General features: G+C 53.6%; 21 protein-coding genes. 13 read left to right on the top strand and 8 right to left on the bottom strand.

What is annotated here, in order from left to right; translation table 11 throughout:
• Positions 1–185: 185 nt before the first annotated feature.
• From RHJ80_RS07185 to RHJ80_RS07155, 7 genes are all read right to left on the bottom strand, one after another.
• Complete coding sequence (locus tag RHJ80_RS07185; protein ID WP_206199571.1) at positions 186–485, bottom strand: hypothetical protein; 300 nt, start codon at positions 483–485, stop codon at positions 186–188.
• A gap of 74 nt (positions 486–559) precedes the next feature.
• Positions 560–1,813: an organoarsenical effux MFS transporter ArsJ gene (arsJ, locus tag RHJ80_RS07180; RefSeq protein WP_206199570.1), complete on the bottom strand. Its 1,254-nt coding sequence runs from the start codon at positions 1,811–1,813 to the stop codon at positions 560–562.
• Between the two features lie 10 nt (positions 1,814–1,823).
• Positions 1,824–2,834, bottom strand: a complete 1,011-nt coding sequence (locus RHJ80_RS07175; protein ID WP_310800655.1) for an ArsJ-associated glyceraldehyde-3-phosphate dehydrogenase — start codon at positions 2,832–2,834, stop codon at positions 1,824–1,826.
• Between the two features lie 87 nt (positions 2,835–2,921).
• Positions 2,922–3,533 carry a DUF4033 domain-containing protein gene (locus RHJ80_RS07170; protein ID WP_310800654.1) on the bottom strand — a complete coding sequence of 204 codons (612 nt, stop codon included), beginning with the start codon at positions 3,531–3,533 and terminating at the stop codon, positions 2,922–2,924.
• Positions 3,520–4,236, bottom strand: coding sequence for a hypothetical protein (locus tag RHJ80_RS07165; protein WP_310800653.1), 717 nt, complete (start codon positions 4,234–4,236; stop codon positions 3,520–3,522). Before RHJ80_RS07165 ends, RHJ80_RS07170 begins: the two co-directional genes overlap by 14 nt.
• 74 nt (positions 4,237–4,310) lie before the next feature.
• Positions 4,311–5,627, bottom strand: a complete 1,317-nt coding sequence (locus tag RHJ80_RS07160) for a DNA methyltransferase (RefSeq protein WP_310800652.1) — start codon at positions 5,625–5,627, stop codon at positions 4,311–4,313.
• Between the two features lie 139 nt (positions 5,628–5,766).
• The gene (locus RHJ80_RS07155; RefSeq protein ID WP_310800651.1) at positions 5,767–6,324 is read right to left on the bottom strand and encodes a hypothetical protein; all 558 of its coding nucleotides are present in this window, start codon (positions 6,322–6,324) and stop codon (positions 5,767–5,769) included.
• An 84-nt stretch (positions 6,325–6,408) separates the two neighbouring features.
• On the opposite strand from RHJ80_RS07155, the gene RHJ80_RS07150 reads away from it, so the two are divergent.
• The 9 genes from RHJ80_RS07150 (at position 6,409) to RHJ80_RS07110 (ending at position 14,032) form a co-directional block, all read left to right on the top strand.
• Positions 6,409–7,464 carry a thiamine phosphate synthase gene (locus RHJ80_RS07150; RefSeq protein ID WP_286626605.1) on the top strand — a complete coding sequence of 352 codons (1,056 nt, stop codon included), beginning with the start codon at positions 6,409–6,411 and terminating at the stop codon, positions 7,462–7,464.
• Positions 7,461–8,651: a bifunctional 2-polyprenyl-6-hydroxyphenol methylase/3-demethylubiquinol 3-O-methyltransferase UbiG gene (locus RHJ80_RS07145; protein WP_286626604.1), complete on the top strand. Its 1,191-nt coding sequence runs from the start codon at positions 7,461–7,463 to the stop codon at positions 8,649–8,651. Before RHJ80_RS07150 ends, RHJ80_RS07145 begins: the two co-directional genes overlap by 4 nt.
• Positions 8,648–9,589: a folate-binding protein gene (locus tag RHJ80_RS07140; RefSeq protein ID WP_310800650.1), complete on the top strand. Its 942-nt coding sequence runs from the start codon at positions 8,648–8,650 to the stop codon at positions 9,587–9,589. The genes RHJ80_RS07145 and RHJ80_RS07140 overlap by 4 nt, the downstream gene beginning before the upstream one ends.
• A 74-nt stretch (positions 9,590–9,663) precedes the next feature.
• Entirely contained in the window at positions 9,664–10,074 is a 411-nt protein-coding gene (locus RHJ80_RS07135; RefSeq protein ID WP_286626602.1) for a hypothetical protein, read from the top strand.
• Entirely contained in the window at positions 10,058–11,407 is a 1,350-nt protein-coding gene (locus tag RHJ80_RS07130) for a YvcK family protein (protein ID WP_315863334.1), read from the top strand. Before RHJ80_RS07135 ends, RHJ80_RS07130 begins: the two co-directional genes overlap by 17 nt.
• Before the next feature lie 63 nt (positions 11,408–11,470).
• Entirely contained in the window at positions 11,471–12,061 is a 591-nt protein-coding gene (locus tag RHJ80_RS07125) for a DUF3177 family protein (protein ID WP_206199560.1), read from the top strand.
• Between the two features lie 3 nt (positions 12,062–12,064).
• A complete protein-coding gene (locus tag RHJ80_RS07120; protein ID WP_310438313.1) occupies positions 12,065–12,721 on the top strand; it encodes a class I SAM-dependent methyltransferase in 657 nt (218 codons plus the stop codon).
• Complete coding sequence (locus tag RHJ80_RS07115; protein ID WP_302677896.1) at positions 12,721–13,281, top strand: 2'-5' RNA ligase family protein; 561 nt, start codon at positions 12,721–12,723, stop codon at positions 13,279–13,281. The genes RHJ80_RS07120 and RHJ80_RS07115 overlap by 1 nt, the downstream gene beginning before the upstream one ends.
• A 391-nt stretch (positions 13,282–13,672) precedes the next feature.
• Positions 13,673–14,032, top strand: coding sequence for a PadR family transcriptional regulator (locus tag RHJ80_RS07110; protein WP_149818207.1), 360 nt, complete (start codon positions 13,673–13,675; stop codon positions 14,030–14,032).
• 1 nt (position 14,033) lies between these two features.
• On the opposite strand, the gene RHJ80_RS07105 is transcribed toward RHJ80_RS07110, so the two are convergent.
• Positions 14,034–14,747 (bottom strand): uracil-DNA glycosylase family protein, encoded by a 714-nt coding sequence (locus RHJ80_RS07105; RefSeq protein WP_206199557.1) that lies wholly within the window; start codon positions 14,745–14,747, stop codon positions 14,034–14,036.
• A 433-nt stretch (positions 14,748–15,180) separates the two neighbouring features.
• On the opposite strand from RHJ80_RS07105, the gene RHJ80_RS07100 reads away from it, so the two are divergent.
• The 4 genes from RHJ80_RS07100 (at position 15,181) to RHJ80_RS07085 (ending at position 17,513) form a co-directional block, all read left to right on the top strand.
• A complete protein-coding gene (locus RHJ80_RS07100) occupies positions 15,181–15,699 on the top strand; it encodes a phycocyanin subunit beta (RefSeq protein ID WP_011057792.1) in 519 nt (172 codons plus the stop codon).
• A 68-nt stretch (positions 15,700–15,767) separates the two neighbouring features.
• Complete coding sequence (cpcA, locus tag RHJ80_RS07095; RefSeq protein WP_149818203.1) at positions 15,768–16,256, top strand: phycocyanin subunit alpha; 489 nt, start codon at positions 15,768–15,770, stop codon at positions 16,254–16,256.
• Positions 16,257–16,369: 113 nt separating this feature from the next.
• Positions 16,370–17,233 carry a phycobilisome linker polypeptide gene (locus tag RHJ80_RS07090; RefSeq protein WP_149818201.1) on the top strand — a complete coding sequence of 288 codons (864 nt, stop codon included), beginning with the start codon at positions 16,370–16,372 and terminating at the stop codon, positions 17,231–17,233.
• Between the two features lie 43 nt (positions 17,234–17,276).
• Positions 17,277–17,513 (top strand): phycobilisome linker polypeptide, encoded by a 237-nt coding sequence (locus RHJ80_RS07085; RefSeq protein ID WP_149818199.1) that lies wholly within the window; start codon positions 17,277–17,279, stop codon positions 17,511–17,513.
• Positions 17,514–17,520: the final 7 nt, after the last annotated feature.

The following is a 17,520-nucleotide window of genomic DNA, read 5'->3' as shown; positions in this document are numbered from 1 at the left end:
GACATTGCCCACCACACCCAAACAATCTCAAAAAGTGACAACCTCACTTCCCGAGGGGAAGGAGATTTTTGAACCGTTCAGAATAGAACGTTCATGGGTGCTGCCAATACACCACTCTTCCTAGCACTTAGTATAGCAGCTAACAGTGGGCGATCGCCACCCTGACCAACAGACCCGAGATGCTCCTAGCGATCGCTAAAATCACCATTCGTCAGTTCATCACCGTCGTAATCCTCTTCCCCCAGCTCCAAATCCTCCAAGACGGGATTCAAGAGCACTGCCATCTCCGCCTCATGGTGGGTGAGCCACTGACCTTGGGTGCGGAACCAGCGGGGCGGGTTAATGTAGCGAGCATAGTACCACGGGGGAGCAGTGGGCTGGCTAATTTCCGCCTGTACTCGAATTTTCTCACCCGCATAGTAGGCATCTTCGGGTTCCACTTCCAACCACACTTTTTGGCCGATGATTTCTTGGGGGAGCATCATAAGGGCAATTCCTCGGGGAACCTCACCATATCTCAATTTTATTCACTTCTAACCCCTAGGGGAAAATGTTGCAGTTATTCACCATCCCCCACAACCAACGAGGGGTAGGGCTGCTGCCGTTTTGGATCTTCTAACTTCAGGGAAATCAAGCCAGCACAGAGGACAAAGACCATCGAAACCCACAGACAGCCGACAATGCCCCAAATTTGATAGATGAGGCCAGAGAGAACCGTTCCCGCTAGTCGCCCGCCGGAATTGGCCATGTAGTAGAAGCCAACATTCAAGGCCACCTTTTCATCATCGGTGTAGGCCAGCACCAAGTAGGAGTGGACTGCCGAATTCATGGCAAAAATCAAGCCAAAAAGGAGCAAGCCGCCAATAATGACGGCATTGGGATTCCAGTGGCTCATCAAGCCCAAGGCAATGACTGCTGGCACAATCGTCAGTGTAAACGTCCAAAACTGAATAGTGGCGGCTTGGGGAGGGCGACCGCGATTGATGTATTTCAACAGCAGGGGTGCCGAGGACTGGACACCTCCATAGCCAATGACCCACAGGGCGAGAAAGCCCCCCACTTCATAAAATGACCAGTTGAGAACACTTTGGAGATAGACGGGCAAACCCACCACAAACCAGACATCCCGCGCCCCAAAGAGGAAAAAGCGAGCAGCAGAAAGAATATTGATCTCCTTGCTCTTGGAAAAGAGTTGGCGAAATTTGATTTTCTTTTTGATCTGCCCCATCCCCCGTGGCAATAACAAACCGCTGAACAGGATCAAGATAAGCGCGATCGCCATGATCCACAGAGACGCTCTATAGCCCGCCAATGTCAGCAACACACTGCCAACAAAGAAACCCACCCCCTTGAGGGCATTTTTAGAACCCGTCAGAATCGCCACCCACTTAAAGAGCTGTGACTCTGCCTCCTGGGGCACCACTAAGCGAATAGCGCTCTTAGAACTCATCTTTGTCAGGTCTTTGGCCACCCCCGACATCGCCTGTGCCGCCATCACATAGGGCACCGCAAACCACAAAGGCCATTCTGGCGTTAGGGGCGTGAGCATGATCAGCGAGATCACCTGTAAACCAATGCCCGCGTAGAGGGTGACATTCAGCCCTAAACGGGAACCAATCCAGCCACCGAGAAAGTTGGTGACAATGCCAAAAATTTCATAGAAGAGAAATAGGAAGGCAATTTGCAGCGGTGTGTAGCCAATCTGGTTAAAGTAGAGCAGCACTAGCATCCGCAGTGCGCCATCGGTAATCGTGAACCCCCAGTAGGCGAGGGTAACAATCATATAGTTGCGGACACTGGTGGACACAGCCATAGCAGACTCCTTAGGGCAACGTAGTGGCGACGTGACGAGCTAATTCGGCCATGCGATTGCTGTAGCCCCATTCGTTGTCGTACCATGCGAGAATTTTCACCTGCGTTTCATCCACAACCATTGTGGAGAGGGCATCGACAATGCTGGAACGGGGGTCGTTGCAATAGTCAATGGAAACAAGAGGGCGCTCCTCATAACCGAGAATTCCGTTGAGTTCCCCGGCGGCGGCAGCTTTAAGAGCTGCATTCACTTCGGCCACACTGGTGGGGCGGCTCACTTCAAAAACACAGTCGGTGAGCGACGCATTCAACAGGGGCACCCGTACCGCCAAGCCATTGAGTTTGCCTTGGAGTTCGGGATAAATCAGCCCAATAGCAGTGGCTGAACCCGTGGTTGTCGGCACAAGAGACATCAGACTAGAGCGGGCACGGCGCAAGTCCTTGTGGGGGGCATCCACCACTGTTTGCGTATTGGTGACATCGTGGATCGTGGTGATCAAGCCGTGGCGAATGCCAAGGGTTTCGTGAATGACCTTAACGACGGGGGCAAGGCAATTTGTCGTACAGGAGGCGGCGGTGAGCAAGTGGTGTTCTTGGGGATTGTAGAGATGGTCATTGATGCCCATGACAATGTTGAGGGCCTGTTCCTTGACGGGGGCAGCAACAATCACTTTTTTCACCCCAACTGCAAAGTAGGCCGCCAGTTGCTCAGCGGTACGGAATTTACCGGAGCATTCCAGAACAATCTCGACTCCTCGTTCTTGCCAAGGTACCTCTGCTGGGGTTTTTGCTTCCGAAAAGCTAATGATCTGATCGTTGATGGCGATCGCCCCCTCTTTGGCCTGAATGGCTTGGGGCCAGCGGCCATGAACCGAATCAAACTCTAGTAAATGGGCGGCAGCGGTTGTGCCTCCTTTAATCTCGTTAATGTGGCGAAACTCCAGTTCAGGCCAACCCCACGCGGCACGCAAAACCAAGCGACCAATGCGGCCAAAGCCATTAATGCCGATGCCAACGCCCATCGTTGCTGCTCCAGCGGGACATCCCTACGTTATTTCAAATAATCTTGAATTGTCAATCGCCAAAAATGATTCGCCAAGAGAATGGTCTTAAATGTGGGGGCAGGGGGTCTGACTCGGATCGTCCCAACAGTGGGGAATGGTTGGCTCAGGAATCGGCTGGGCAGGGGTACCAAAAACCATTTCGCAACTGTAGTCGCTAAAGTTGGGCGTCATCGTCAAGGGAATGCCAAATCGCTGCCGAAAGAATTGCTCTGTGGGCTTTTTGCACAGGTTCATGCACAGAGCCACGCATTGAGATTCAGCAAGATAGCGGCATTTTTGAATGCGCACGCCACTGTGTTGCCATTGGCGGGGTTGATCGGGGGGAATGACCTCGACCCAGTAGCGATCGCTGGCTCCCACTAACCAGCCCGTGAGGCGGGTGGCAAACCACGCATTCCACTCACAAACCCAGCGAGTCGGGCGAAAGAGTGTGCGTACCAAGGTGCTGATAAAGGGGGGAACTAACCGATCAAAGACGGTGGCCACGATAGCCTGCTGCTGCGCGGGCGATCGCCTCTGCTTCACTTGCCGTGTGATTTCAACAAAGCCAACGTAGTCGAATCGCTGTGGCTCAACCCCAATGACACTAGCGATCGCTCGAATCAACCGAGCTAAGCACCATCGCTCCAACCAGTTGAGGGACTCAGGCGGCATCATCAAGATGATCGAGCACCTCAAGGGCAGCACGGCGAACGATTGCATCCGTTTCCTGTCCCAGTAGCAGATATAGGGCTTCCTGCACTTGGCGACGCTCTGCCCCCTTAGAGATGCGAGCTAATTGGCGAATAGCCACTAGCCGATGCAGCGGTTGCGGATGGGTGAGGTCAGCAAACCATTGGGACACCTGTTGGGTCTGATGCTGCTGTTGCAGTTGCCCCATGAGCGTCCCAAGCAGGGCAATGACGGCCACTAAAAGGATGCCGAGGATCACAAGCGCCACCACGAGCCATGGATCTGCGGTGTGTTGACCCAAATGCAGAAGGGTATAGGTACCCAAACAGGCCAGCAAACCCCCGACCACCGTAAAGGCGAAGGGATGGTGTAGCCATTGGGACATCTGTTGGCGCAGGTCTTGCCATAGCGTCAACAGTCGGCGTTGCCAGCGACTGAGGAGAAAAATCGTACCCACGCCACTCAGGGTGGCCACCATCAGGGGGCCATCGGTTTGCCACAGGAGAAGACCTGCCCCCAATCCGCCGATGACCAGCAAAAGACGCTCAGACAGCAGATTAAACACAAAAGATTTCCAGCGCAGTCGTTGCGATCGCGTCGCGTGTCCTTTGGCCAATCGCCTTTGGCGCAGCGCAGTTGAGTACCGTTGAAGTCGCGGCAATGACCATTTCGCCCAAGAGGTAACCATAGGGTGGGTGTACTGCCAGTTGATGCCTTATTTTACAGTAATTCTTAAGGTACAGCCCATCTGGACTGACTCGACTATCCTTTCCAGCGTAGGATCACCACTTCTTCGCGCAGTTGCTCCTTCGTGGCGCTGGCAAACCGTGTTCGGAAGAGATCTGTGCGCACAACCTCATAGCCAAGGGCTTGGGCAATGTCAGCCAATAACTGACCTGTGCGAATCATCACCCGCAAATAGGAGGCTTGATCACCCACGACGTAGGCCAATTGAGCATTGGGACGCAAGCGCGATCGCAGGGCAGCCAAGTGACGTGCCATGCCACCAAAATAGAGCTTTGTTACCCTGCTGTAGCGTCTCTCAAAGCCAGACGTTTTACCCAGCTCAATTCTGCGGCGTTCAATTTCAGCTGCTATCTCCTGAATTGCAGGATGGTTTTGAATCCACTGATCGTCGTCATCGGTTTTGTACACATTGCGCGTGTTGGAACGGATCAGACCCTTCTTGAAAGCTTGTAAGTCCGCCTTGGTTTTGATAAAGCCCAAGACCACCGATTCGAGGCGGGTTGTTCTGGTGTAGTCCTTTTCATTGGGATACGGGGGTGAGGTGATCACCGCATCAACGGACTGCGGCGGCAATACTCGGTCAGGACATCTTGCATCCGCCAGATAGACGTGGGCAGGGGCATCATTTTGATTTTTGACCTGCCGCAAATCCTCCACCATTTCATCAATTTTGGCGAGCCAAGCACTAATCACTGGTGTATCAACTTTAGGCTTGCCAACACCCACTTCAGGGCCAAAGCGCAAATTACTCACGGCAAAAACCAGTATGTTGGCGATCGCCAGCAGTTGATGCCGATAGACCTGTTCTATTCTGTATTTCTCTAAGCAGTCAAGGAGTACCAAGACCTTGTGCAAGGGAATCGGGCTGATCGACCCCGTAAGGATGAGTTTATGTTGTTCTGGCGAGAGTTGGCGTAACGGTAGATCCGCAATATTCCCCTCAAAAGGCACCGAGTCCCCTATCCCTTGCTGCCGCAGGATGTCAAGGGCAAATTCTGCGATCTCACAGGAGTGACGGTAGAGCAAATCCGGATCAACATCCCAATCCGTCTTAACACACGTCGCAAAATGGGCAAATGGATTGGCTTCGGTACCCAATGAGGGGATTCCACGCAGCTTCGACTCAACCAGCGTTGTGCCTGTGCCACAAAAGGGGTCGAGGATGACACTCTCTGCATTCAAGCCAAAGTCTTCTATATAATCCCTCACAAGATGGGGCGGATAAGAGAGCACAAACCGATACCAGTCATGAAAGGTGCGGTCTTGCTCATCTATCTTGTTGATATTGCTATTGTCTTTGGGAACGGTTGTATCCTCAGAATGTTTTAGCAACTCAACTCCTGTGGCGATTTGCTCCTAATCCTCTAAGTCTATGAAAAATTGATTGCTTGGGCAGGGGGTTCACTTCACTGCCGAAAAAGCGGGCACTCTTTAGGCCTCTTCGCGTCGTTCCTGAGCCAATTGAGGTTGTTTAGGGCAGACGTTGAATCTCAGCGCGGAAGCCATTGACCTCCATAAAGGTACGCATTTCGTTGGCATTGGCCTCGTTTTGGAAACTGCCCACTTGTAGGGCGCGGCGCTGGCCAAGGGTAATGGGTATCACTTCGGGAACGAGCGATCGCAGGCGTTCTTGATTGGCTAGATCATCCTCCCGCAAATCCAAAACAATGACTCGAAACCGCGTTCTGGGGGCTACGGGAGCGAGTGTTGCCAAGTTTACATCAGAAATGTCTGGTGGGGGCGGCAATTGATTCATCGCGCGATCGCGACCCACAAATCCCATCGGAATCGGGCCACTAGGCACCGGCAATCGTTCGAGGGAGTTGTCAAGCTGCTGCGGCGGTGGGGTGGGAATTGGCGCCGTACTCACCTCTGGGGCAGGCACAGGAATCGGGATGACGGTATTCACCTCTGGCGGTGGCACGGGGATGGGAATCGGTTCTGCCGCCAATACGGGCGTCCCCCAACCCATTAGGATCAAACATAGGTGACTCAACCACGGCTGGGAGTGAATGCTGAAACGGCTCATCAAAAACTTCATTGCGCTATCAACAATGCCGATGAACGGTGAACAGAACTGTGTTGATTCTTTTCTGTGGGGATCGGACGTGCTATGCAAAATTTAGCTCCCGGATTTGAGGGGCAACGCATCCGGCGGATTCTCGATGCCAACCTTGACCGTGCCCGCGAAGGTCTGCGGGTGATTGAGGAATGGTGCCGCTTTGGCCGCGAAGATGCTGCCCTGAGTGCAGAATGTAAAGATTTGCGCCAAACCCTTGGCCGCTACCATACCCCAGAGTTGCGGGCGGCACGACAAACGGATCAGGATCCGGGGACTGCTTTGCGTCATCCGCAGGAGCGCGATCGCCAGACCCTCAGCGAGGTGCTCACTGCTAACTTTGCCCGTGTCCAAGAAGCCCTGCGGGTGATTGAAGAATACGCGAAATTGACGGACACTGAGCTGAGTGACACCGCCAAAGCCCTCCGCTATCGCGTTTACATTCTCGAGCAAGCCTTGATCCTCAACCCGCGCCACGCTCGAGCGCAACGCCTGCAAGGGGCAAAGCTCTATCTGGTGACTGCCCCCAGCGATCGCCTGCTGGAAACCGTCGAAGCTGCTTTGAAGGGGGGACTGCCCCTTGTGCAATACCGCGACAAAACCAGTGATGATCACACCCGTCTAACCACGGCTCGCCAGTTACAAGCGCTCTGCCAACGCTACGGCGCCCTGTTTTTGGTCAACGATCGCGTGGATATTGCCGTGGGTGCCAATGCCGATGGTGTCCACCTCGGACAGACGGATATTCCCATGGAACTGGCTCGGCAAATTTTAGGGCGCGATCGCCTCGTGGGACGCTCGACCACCAATCCCCAAGAACTGGAGCGTGCCATTGCTGAAGGTGCCGATTATGTGGGTGTTGGGCCGATTTTTGCGACTCCTACCAAACCCGGTAAAGCGGCTGTGGGCTTTGACTATCTCCAATACGCCCGCAAACACGCCCCGATGCCGCAGTTTGCCATTGGCGGCATTGATCTCAGTAACATTGATGAGGTGGTCAAGGCCGGGGCGACTCAGGTGGCCGTTGTCCGCGCCATTATGGATGCGGCTGACCCAGAGGCAACCACCCGAGAATTATTACGACGCTTATCTCAAGGGGAACCATCATGACCTCGGCGGCTGAGATTACTGCTGCTGTGCGGCAACTGTACAATACCTATCCTTTTCCGCCGGAGCCGCTCCTTGATGAGCCACCACCGGGGTACAACTGGCGCTGGTCTTGGCCGGCGGCCTATAGCTTTTGCACAGGACGCTATCCCTCCCAGTTGGACGTTGCCATTCTCGATGCTGGCTGTGGCACTGGTGTAGGAACGGAATATCTCGCCCATTTGAATCCGCAGGCAAAGATTACTGCGTTGGATCTCAGTGAGGGTGCTTTGGAGATTGCCCGCGAGCGCTGCCGGCGATCGGGCGCCACCAATGTCGAATTTCACCACCTGAGCCTAGAGGATGTGGCACAACTGGGGCAAAGGTTCCAGATGATTAACTGTGTGGGCGTGCTGCACCATCTGCCGGATCCGCAGCGGGGCATTCAAGCTCTCGCCGATGTTCTTGCTCCCGGCGGCATTTTGCACATCTTTGTTTATGGAGCCTACGGTCGCTGGGAAATTAAACTGATGCAGCAGGCCATTGCCTTACTTCAGGGGAGCGATCGCCACAACTATCGCGAGGGGGTGGCCATTGGACGGCAACTCTTTGCCGCATTGCCCCAGAACAATCGCCTGAAAAAGCGTGAGCAGGAGCGCTGGAGCCTCGAAAATCAGCGGGATGAATGCTTTGCCGACATGTACGTGCATCCCCAAGAAATTGACTACACGATCGCCAGCCTCTTTGACCTCATTGCTGCCTCTGGCCTAGAATTCGTTGGCTTTTCTAACCCTCAAGTTTGGCGGTTGGAGCGGCTATTGGGCAGCCAGCCAGAACTGTTGCACCGCGCACAGCACTTAGATCCGATCCAGCAATATCAACTCATTGAATGCCTTGACCCTGAGGCAATGACCCACTTTGAGTTCTTTTTGGCCAAGCCGCCGCTGCCCCGTCACGATTGGTCTGAGGATGCGGCTTTGCTGGTGGCTATTCCGTGGCGACACCCCTGCTTAGACGGTTGGCCGGGGGTCTGTGTCTTTAACTGTCACTATGATGTGATTCAGCTCAATCAGGCTGAGCAGCAATTCCTGACGGCTGCGACGGGTCAAAAAAACGTGGCTGAGTTATTAGCTGAGCAACCGGGCTTCAATCTTGCAGGGGTGCGATCGCTCCTTGAGCGGGACTTGCTTCTCTTAGGAGTAAAAGAATGACGGATCTACTGGAAACAGTCTCTGTCAGTGGTGCAGTCTATGATTGCAGTCATTGGGGGCGCCTACGCCTCAGGGGGGGCGATCGCCTAAAGTTTTTGCACAATCAAAGCTCCAATAACTGTCTTGTCTTGCAACCCGGCCAAGGGGCAGATACGGTTTTTCTGACCTCGACGGCACGCACCCTTGATCTTGTCACCCTACTTGTTCATATGGAGTGGGTGGATCTACTGGTGTCACCGCAGCGCCGCGAGTTTCTCTTGAAATGGCTCGATAAGTACATCTTCTTTGGCGACGATGTGCAGGTGAGCGATCGCACTTCTGACAGTTACTGCTACCGAGTGTTCGGTGCCGTTTCGGATCAGATCGCTGACCAATTGGGTCTGCAACCGTTTTCCCAGCCCTACGCTCATGTGACTCTCACCTACGAAAACGCTCCCATAACCATTGCTGCCACCAGTGGCTTAGCGATTCCGGGCTTGACCCTTTGGAGCGATCGCCCCCTCACAGATCTCCTCAATGCCCATCTCCAACTGAATGATACCGACTGGGAACACCTACGCATCCGCCAAGGGCGACCCGCTGCCGAGGCTGAACTCACCGAAGACTATAACCCCCTCGAAGCCCGACTGGGGCATACGATTTCTTTCAATAAGGGCTGCTACATTGGCCAAGAGACGATCGCCCGCCTCAACACCTACCAAGGGGTCAAACAACATCTCTGGGGACTGGAATTGAGTGCCGTTGTTTCCGCCCCAACTCCCCTACTTTTGGAAGGGGAAAAAGTGGGTCTGCTCACCAGTTGTACGCCCCTAAATGGGGGTGCCTTTGGTCTAGGCTATGTGCGCACTAAAGTGGGCGGTGCCGGGTTAACCTTGCACACCCCAGAGGGCATCATTGCTCAAGTGGTTGAGGTGCCCTTCTTAAGAACTGTTGCCTAAAAATACTCTCAGCAGAGAATGCTATAATCCAATCGGTTCGTGCAGAAAATTTACTGACCGAAGGAAGGAAGCCTATGGCGACGGCACAGGTGTTAGCGTTCATGCAAAAGACCGCTGAAGATACCCAACTACGAGATGAACTGGAGAACCTTCTGGGGGTAGGGGATGGCAATATCAGCGGCGCTGCCGAACTAGATGCTGAGGAACTCGCTGCCCTGCGAGGAGAGATGGCGCCTAAGGTGGTGGATTTTGCCAGTCAACATGGTTTTGAATTTTCCACCGATGAACTCATTCAAGTGGTTGATTCCTTTGCTCAGCACCAAGCAGGGGAAATTAGCGATGATGAATTTTCCGGGATTTTAGGTGTTCCCATTAACAGTAATCATGCCGAACACAAAAAACAAGTGGCCAATCCTCTGCAGCGCCTAGCCCGCTATCTGAGCAAAACCTATTTGGGTATTGGTGCGGATGAGGAGAGCGAATAAGGCTCAACCACTCTCAGCGAAGCTACGGCCAGCCCGTCGTAAAATCCGTTTGTGGTCCCAATGGTTGCTGCCGGGGCTATTGGTCAAGCGGTGGCTCCTGATCAGTGCACTGGGCGTTCTGCTCGCCAGCTTGGGCTTTGCCATTAGTATCAATCTCACGCCCATCTTTTACTTCCTGCAATTTCTAGAGCAGTTTGTTCAAAGTATTGCCCGTTTTGTGCCCAGCTACATCAGTGGCCCTTTACTGCTGCTTGGGGGGTTGGCACTGATTGCTTGGGGCTATGCCCGCACCCTTGGCTCGATTACGGAAGTCCTATTGCCAGAAGACGACAAGGCCTTGGTGGAGCGGCTGCTCATCCATCGGCGGCTAGGCAGGGGGCCAAGAATTGTTGCTATTGGGGGGGGAACTGGTCTCTCCACCCTCTTGCGGGGACTCAAGCTCTATAGTTCCAATATCACTGCCATTGTGACGATGGCCGATGATGGCGGCTCATCCGGACGACTGCGGCGGGAAATTGGGGTGTTGCCACCGGGGGATATTCGCAACTGCTTGGCGGCTCTTGCCGATGAGGAGAAAATCGTCACTGAACTGTTTCAATATCGCTTTGAAGCGGGGGATGGCTTAGCAGGGCACAGTTTTGGCAATTTGTTTCTGACGGCGATGACAAATATCACGGGGGATCTGGAGCGAGCGATCGCCACCAGTTCAGCGGTCTTGGCCATTCGTGGTCAAGTGTTGCCAGCCACCCTAACAGATATGACCCTTTGGGCACGCCTTGCCGATGGTCGCCTCATTCATGGGGAGTCCAACATTACAGCCGCCCGCGGCAAAATTGTCGAAATTGGTTGCTCGCCCCCAGCCCCCAAAGCCCTGCCCCGCGCCATTCAAGCCCTTCATGAGGCCGACTACATTATCCTTGGCCCCGGCAGTCTCTACACGAGTATCATTCCCAATCTTTTAGTGCCTGAGATTGCCCAAGCCCTAGCGGAGCGGCAGTGCCCCTGTGTTTACGTCTGCAACATTATGACGCAGCCGGGGGAAACCGATGGCTATGCTGTGAGTGATCATGTGCGTGCCCTTGATGCGGTCACGGGCGATCGCCTGTTTGATGCGGTGCTGGTGCAAAAATACCCCCCCAGTGCCGCTCACCTTGAACGCTATGGGCAGCAGGGAAGTACCGCTGTGGCTATTGATCGGGAAGCCCTGACCCGTCAAAACTGTCGACTGATCCTTGCGGATGTGATGGACGAATCCACGCCAACCGTGCGCCATGATTCGCAAAAGTTAGCAGCCATTCTGATGCGTTGGTATGAGCGAGTGCGATCGCTCTAGCCTTGTGCCTTGGGAAGGCGATCCCTAATAATAGAACCGTTGCACTTGGGTCTGTGGCCTGCCATGTCCTTGGAACTTCTGCGATCGCTCGTGTGGATGGACTACCGCCTTGCGGTGCTCTTTACTGTAATTATCCCCTTGATCCTGTTGCTGTGGTCAACGGTTAAAAATGTGCCAGCGATTACCCAACTGCTGATTATCTATTGGCGGGTGGCCAGTCTATTGGCGATTACGGTGTACCTGATGATGCCGCAGTGGCCAGTGGCCTACGTCACCGGATTTATGGCCTTGGTGCTGATTCCCATTAGCCTCTGGTTTTGGGTGGATCTCAATGAGGAAATTAGCGATCGCCAAGATTTGATTGGTCAGGTCTTTAGTAGCTGGCGCTGGGCAATCACGCTCTACTGTATCCTTGCCGCCATTGGTCAGGCCTTTTATTTGCCCTGTGCGTTTGTCGCTGGTGCCGTTCAGACCCCCAGTTGCCAAGTCTGGCTCGAGCCACCCCTGATGTTCAAAGATATTTTCCATGCCCAAGCCCGCGCCGGTACCCTTGGCTTCTTTGCCGCCGTTGCCCTTGTCATCTATATGCTCTATCTGAGCTACTTTGTGTTTGTGCGCTTACCCAAGCAGGGGCGATCGGCGACGGGTCTATAGCCTATGCCGCTGCAACGCATTCTTGAACCTGAGGTCATGGAGACGCCAGAAACGGCTGCCGCCTATGACGCCATGGATTTTACTGCTGTTAATGCCGCCTTCTGTGAAGATTTAGCCGCAGTCTTAGCCAGTGTTGAGCAACCTCTAAAAGTTTTAGATGTGGGTACAGGAAACGGGCGGATTCTGCAAATGCTGCATCAACGCTATCCCCATTGGCAACTAACAGGGATTGACCTCAGTTCAGCCATGCTGGCGATCGCCCGCCACCACAGTCCGCAATTAAACTTTATTCAAGGGGATGCCAAAGCCTTGCCCTTTGCCGACGCGAGTTTTGATGTTGTGATCAGTAATAGCTTGATCCATCACCTAGCGGATCCGCGGCCTGCCCTTGGCGAAATGCTGCGGGTGCTGCGTCCCCAAGGGACGTTGTTTATCCGTGACCTTTATCGCCCAGAAACATTGGCCGAACTGCAAGCCTTGGTTGAGCAATATGCGGGTCAAGACCCGCCCCAGCAACGGCAACTGTTTGCCGATTCGCTCCATGCGGCACTGACCTTAACGGAAATGGGGGATCTGTTCAAAACCTTGCCGCAGCCGCCGCAGCAGTGGCAAGCCACCCTCACCTCCGATCGCCATTGGACCGTTGTGGCACAGCGCTAATGAACCGGCGGCATTACTTTATTGCTTTGTTGCCCAATGCTGACATTCAGGCGGAAGTCACCCGCCTCAAGCAGTATTGTTGCGATCGCTACCAAAGCCAAGCGGCACTGCGCTCTCCCCCCCACGTTACCCTCTATCCCCCCTTTTGGTGGCCAGATGCAGCGGTCGTAAATCTGGAGCAAGCTCTAGAAACTTTTTCCGAGCAAGCCGCTCCAGTGGAGTTGATCCTCGATGGCTTTGCCGCCTTTCCCCCACGAGTCATTTATATTCACGTGGCACCCACCCCAGCCCTCAAGACACTACAAGCAGATCTCGTCAAAGCGGTAGCGAAGCCCCTGCACCTCCCCCCTACGCAACGCCATGCCTTTACCCCCCACATGACGATCGCCTTTCGTGATTTAACCAAGGACAACTTTCGCCACGCTTGGGCAGACTTTCAAGCACAATCCTTTGCGGCTCGCTGTTGGGTATCCCACCTCACACTGCTGGTCCACAATGGCCGCCGCTGGCAGATTTATCGTGAATTTTTGTTAAGAAATTTTGCTGCTGATCACCCTTGAAATCAATTTACAACAGGTCAATGACTTGATTTTTGCCAACTGCGGAATTATGATGCAAGGAACACTTTTCTCTCAAACTTCCTAAAATCAGAAGTACAGCCCTTTTTACAAGGACGGCAGACGCTTAAAATCGTGAAAGCCGACAGGGGAGAAGACTGTTTCTCCTATATTTCAGGAAAGGGTTGTAAAACAATATTGTAGTCTTGGTAGTGATAAATACTTAGTGACTTTCATGCGCTATATAAGGCTAGAGGCAAGTGCTGATATTAAGGGGGGAGTATTTGTGTTTTCTATCGTTTGGAGCAACAGAGTTGAATTCAGACGCTTCCATGATCTGAGGAATTTTGGGGAGTCAATGGATCAGCAGTAGCCCATTGCTGAGGATAAGGTTATGAAACTGGAAGATATCTACACCTTTTTCCGCCAGCCACCGCCCGTTTACCTGAGCAAGGAAGTTGCGGTGTGCTATGTGCTCTATACCCTTGTGGAAAAGGGGGACTCCTATGGCACGGCGCTGATTCAAGCCATTGAAAACGAATATCCTCTTTACCGCCTTTCCGATACGGTGCTCTACAGCGCCCTCAAATTCCTCGAGGATGAGGGAATTATTGATGGTTATTGGAAGAAGGTGGAAGGTCGCGGTCGGCCGCGGCGAATGTACCACATTGTTGGCGAAAAGGAGCAACAGGCGCGGGAACTTTCGGAGCTTTGGCTACGCTATTTGCAGGAACATCCCCACCGTCAGGAGTAATCTAAGCATCGAGTTGGCGCAGGCGATCGCGCACGGCTTGCATATCCTGCCACGTTAGCCACTTGGGACTGCCCGGCTCCCGCGAGTTATTTCGCAACAGATAAGCAGGATGAAAAATCGGCATACACCAGCGTCCCTGCCATTCAATCCACTGACCGCGAATTTTTGTAATCCCCCGCTGATCTTGGAGCAAGCCGCGCACAGCCGTTGCCCCCGCCAGTAGAATAATGCGGGGATTGACCAAGCGAATCTGCTCTAACAGATAGGGCAGGCAGGCTGCTGTTTCAGCGGGTTCAGGGACGCGATTGCCGGGAGGGCGGCACTTCACAATGTTGCAGATATAGGCATCCCGTTCACTATCGAGATTGACCGAAGCCAGAATTTTATCGAGGAGCTGCCCTGCCTTGCCAACAAAGGGGCGACCCGTTTCATCCTCCGCTTGACCCGGTCCTTCACCAATAATCATCAGCTTGGCGGCGGGATTACCACGGCTGACCACCACATGGGTACGGGTGGCCGCTAAGCCACAGCGTTGACACTGCTGACAATGCGCCGCAAGCGCCTCCAAGTCGCGGTAGGTACCGGCGGGAATAGGCACCTCAGCGCGCAGCGGAATTTGATCATAGGTAGCAGCATCGAGAGGCGTCGGTGGCGGGGATTCGGCCTCGGTGGGGGCGAGGGTGTCAAATAAGCTAAATTGCAACGGTTCACTCATGTGGATCGTAACTTCCTGAGAATAATGTTAAAGAAACTTCACGAAACTTAGGAAAAACTTAGGACAAATCGCACCAATTTTATGGCGATCGCGGGAAGCTTAATTTATCTCACAAAAGTATTTTACAAATTAATAACTACGGCGAAACAGGTTTCCCACCGCATTGTATAAGAAATACCTGAAGGGTTTAACAGCACGGTTGTTGACCTCACCTAGGGAAACACAGGCTGTTATTCGACCTTTCCGGCACCCACCACTGTGGTGTTCGTGACCTGACATATCCACACCAAGGATCAGCTTGGTCGCTCTAAGGTTGCTTGACACAGCCTTTATGGGTTGACACAAAAACACCATAAAAATCCTGCAATCCCGCTAGGGGCAGGAATGTCAAGAAGTTCTAACTTCTTTAACAACCTTTAAGGAGAATTGATCCATGCTAGATGCATTTGCCAAAGTTGTCGCTCAGGCCGATGCCCGCGGTGAATTCCTCACCAACGCCCAGTTCGATGCCCTGTCCAACTTGGTGAAAGAAGGCAACAAGCGTCTGGATGCCGTCAACCGCATCACCAGCAATGCCTCCACGATCGTTGCTAACGCTGCTCGTGCCCTCTTTGCAGAGCAACCCCAACTGATCCAACCCGGTGGGAATGCTTACACCAACCGTCGTATGGCTGCTTGCCTGCGCGACATGGAAATCATCTTGCGCTATGTGACCTACGCCATTTTGGCCGGTGACTCCAGCGTGCTCGATGATCGCTGCTTGAACGGTCTGCGGGAAACCTACCAAGCCCTTGGTACCCCCGGCTCCTCCGTGGCTGTGGCTATCCAAAAAATGAAAGATGCCGCGATCGCGATCGCCAATGATCCCAATGGCATCACTCCTGGCGATTGCAGCGCCCTGATGTCTGAGATTGCTGGCTACTTTGATCGTGCCGCTGCCGCTGTTGCCTAAGACACAGCTACCGTCTTGTAACTTTGACCGTTCTGAACACGCACATTTTTTAGGGAGATATTTTATCCATGAAAACGCCGATTACTGAAGCTATTGCCGCCGCTGATACCCAAGGTCGTTTCCTTAGCAACACCGAGCTGCAAGCGGTTGACGGTCGCTTCAAGCGCGCTGTGGCCAGCATGGAAGCTGCTCGCGCCCTGACCAACAATGCTCAGAGCCTGATTGACGGCGCAGCCCAAGCGGTGTACCAAAAATTCCCCTACACCACCACCATGCAAGGCTCTCAATATGCCTCGACCCCCGAAGGCAAAGCCAAGTGCGCCCGTGACATCGGCTACTACCTGCGGATGGTGACCTACTGCCTCGTTGCCGGTGGCACTGGTCCGATGGATGAGTACCTCATCGCTGGCTTGTCTGAAATCAACAGCACGTTTGATCTCTCCCCAAGCTGGTATGTGGAAGCTCTGAAATACATCAAAGCCAATCATGGCTTGACGGGCCAAGCTGCGGTGGAAGCCAACGCCTACATCGACTACGCCATTAACGCCCTCAGCTAATAGGCGTTTCCCTTCGTTGCCCGGTGAGGTAAGCAGATGTTGTCGGCGTTGGGCTGACCCTTTGTTTACAGCACCGGGCTTGTTTGTACCCTCGATATTTAGGAGTTTGTACCGTGGCTATTACTGCTGCTGCTTCGCGCTTGGGTACCTCCGCCTTCAGTGATGCTCCGCGGGTGGAGCTGCGTGCCAACTGGAGCGAGGAAGATCTAGAGACTGTCATCCGTGCCGTTTACCGTCAGGTCTTGGGCAATGACTATGTCATGGCATCGGAGCGTTTGGTGAGTGCGGAGTCACTGTTGCGCAATGGCAAAATTACCGTGCGGGAGTTTGTGCGCGCAGTGGCCAAGTCGGAACTATACAAAGAGAAGTTTCTCTACGGCAATTTTCAAACCCGTGTCATTGAACTGAACTATAAGCATTTGTTGGGGCGGGCACCCTACGACGAGTCGGAAGTAATCTTCCATTTGGATCTCTACGAAAATGAGGGCTTTGATGCCGACATTGACTCCTACATTGATTCCCCCGAATACACCGATAGCTTTGGGGATTGGGTCGTGCCCTATTACCGTGGCTTTAATAGCCAGCCGGGTCAGAAAACAGTGGGCTTTAACCGCATGTTCCGTCTCTATCGTGGCTATGCCAATAGCGATCGCGCCCAAGCAGAAGGCAGCATGTCCCGTTTAGCGCGGGATCTGGCCACCAACAGTCCCAATACGGTGGTGCCGCCTTCGAGTAGCGATACGGCCTTTGCCTACTACACCCCCAGTGCCGATGTTCCCCCACGGGCTTGCTTGGGTGGTTCCTTTGGTGAAAGTGGCCGCGTCTATCGCATTGAAGTGGCGGGCATTCGCCAACCGGGCTATCCGGGGGTGCGCCGCAGCAGTACCGCCTTCTTGGTGCCCTATGAGCAACTGTCGAGCAAAATGCAGCAGCTTCAGCGCACGGGTGCTCGCATTGTCAGTGTCAATCCTGCCTAGGAATGTTTGTTTAGCGTCCTTTTGAGATTGGGAGTCAGGTGTCATGTTTGGTCAAACTGCGTCTGGAAGTGCTGCCCTTAGCCCCTCCGGCGCTCGCGTTTTCCGCTACGAGGTTGTGGGTCTGCGTCAAAACGAAGAAACTGACAAAATGGGGTTTCCGATTCGGCGCAGCGGTAGCACCTTTATTACGGTGCCCTACAACCGCATGAATGAAGAGATGCAGCGCATTACCCGCATGGGGGGCAAAATCGTTTCCATTACCCCCGTGGTCGCCTCCTAATTGGCTG

It is taken from the genome of Thermosynechococcus sp. QS41, from assembly GCF_031583515.1.
Lineage (GTDB): Bacteria > Cyanobacteriota > Cyanobacteriia > Thermosynechococcales > Thermosynechococcaceae > Thermosynechococcus.
This window is presented reverse-complemented; position numbering and strand designations above follow the sequence as displayed.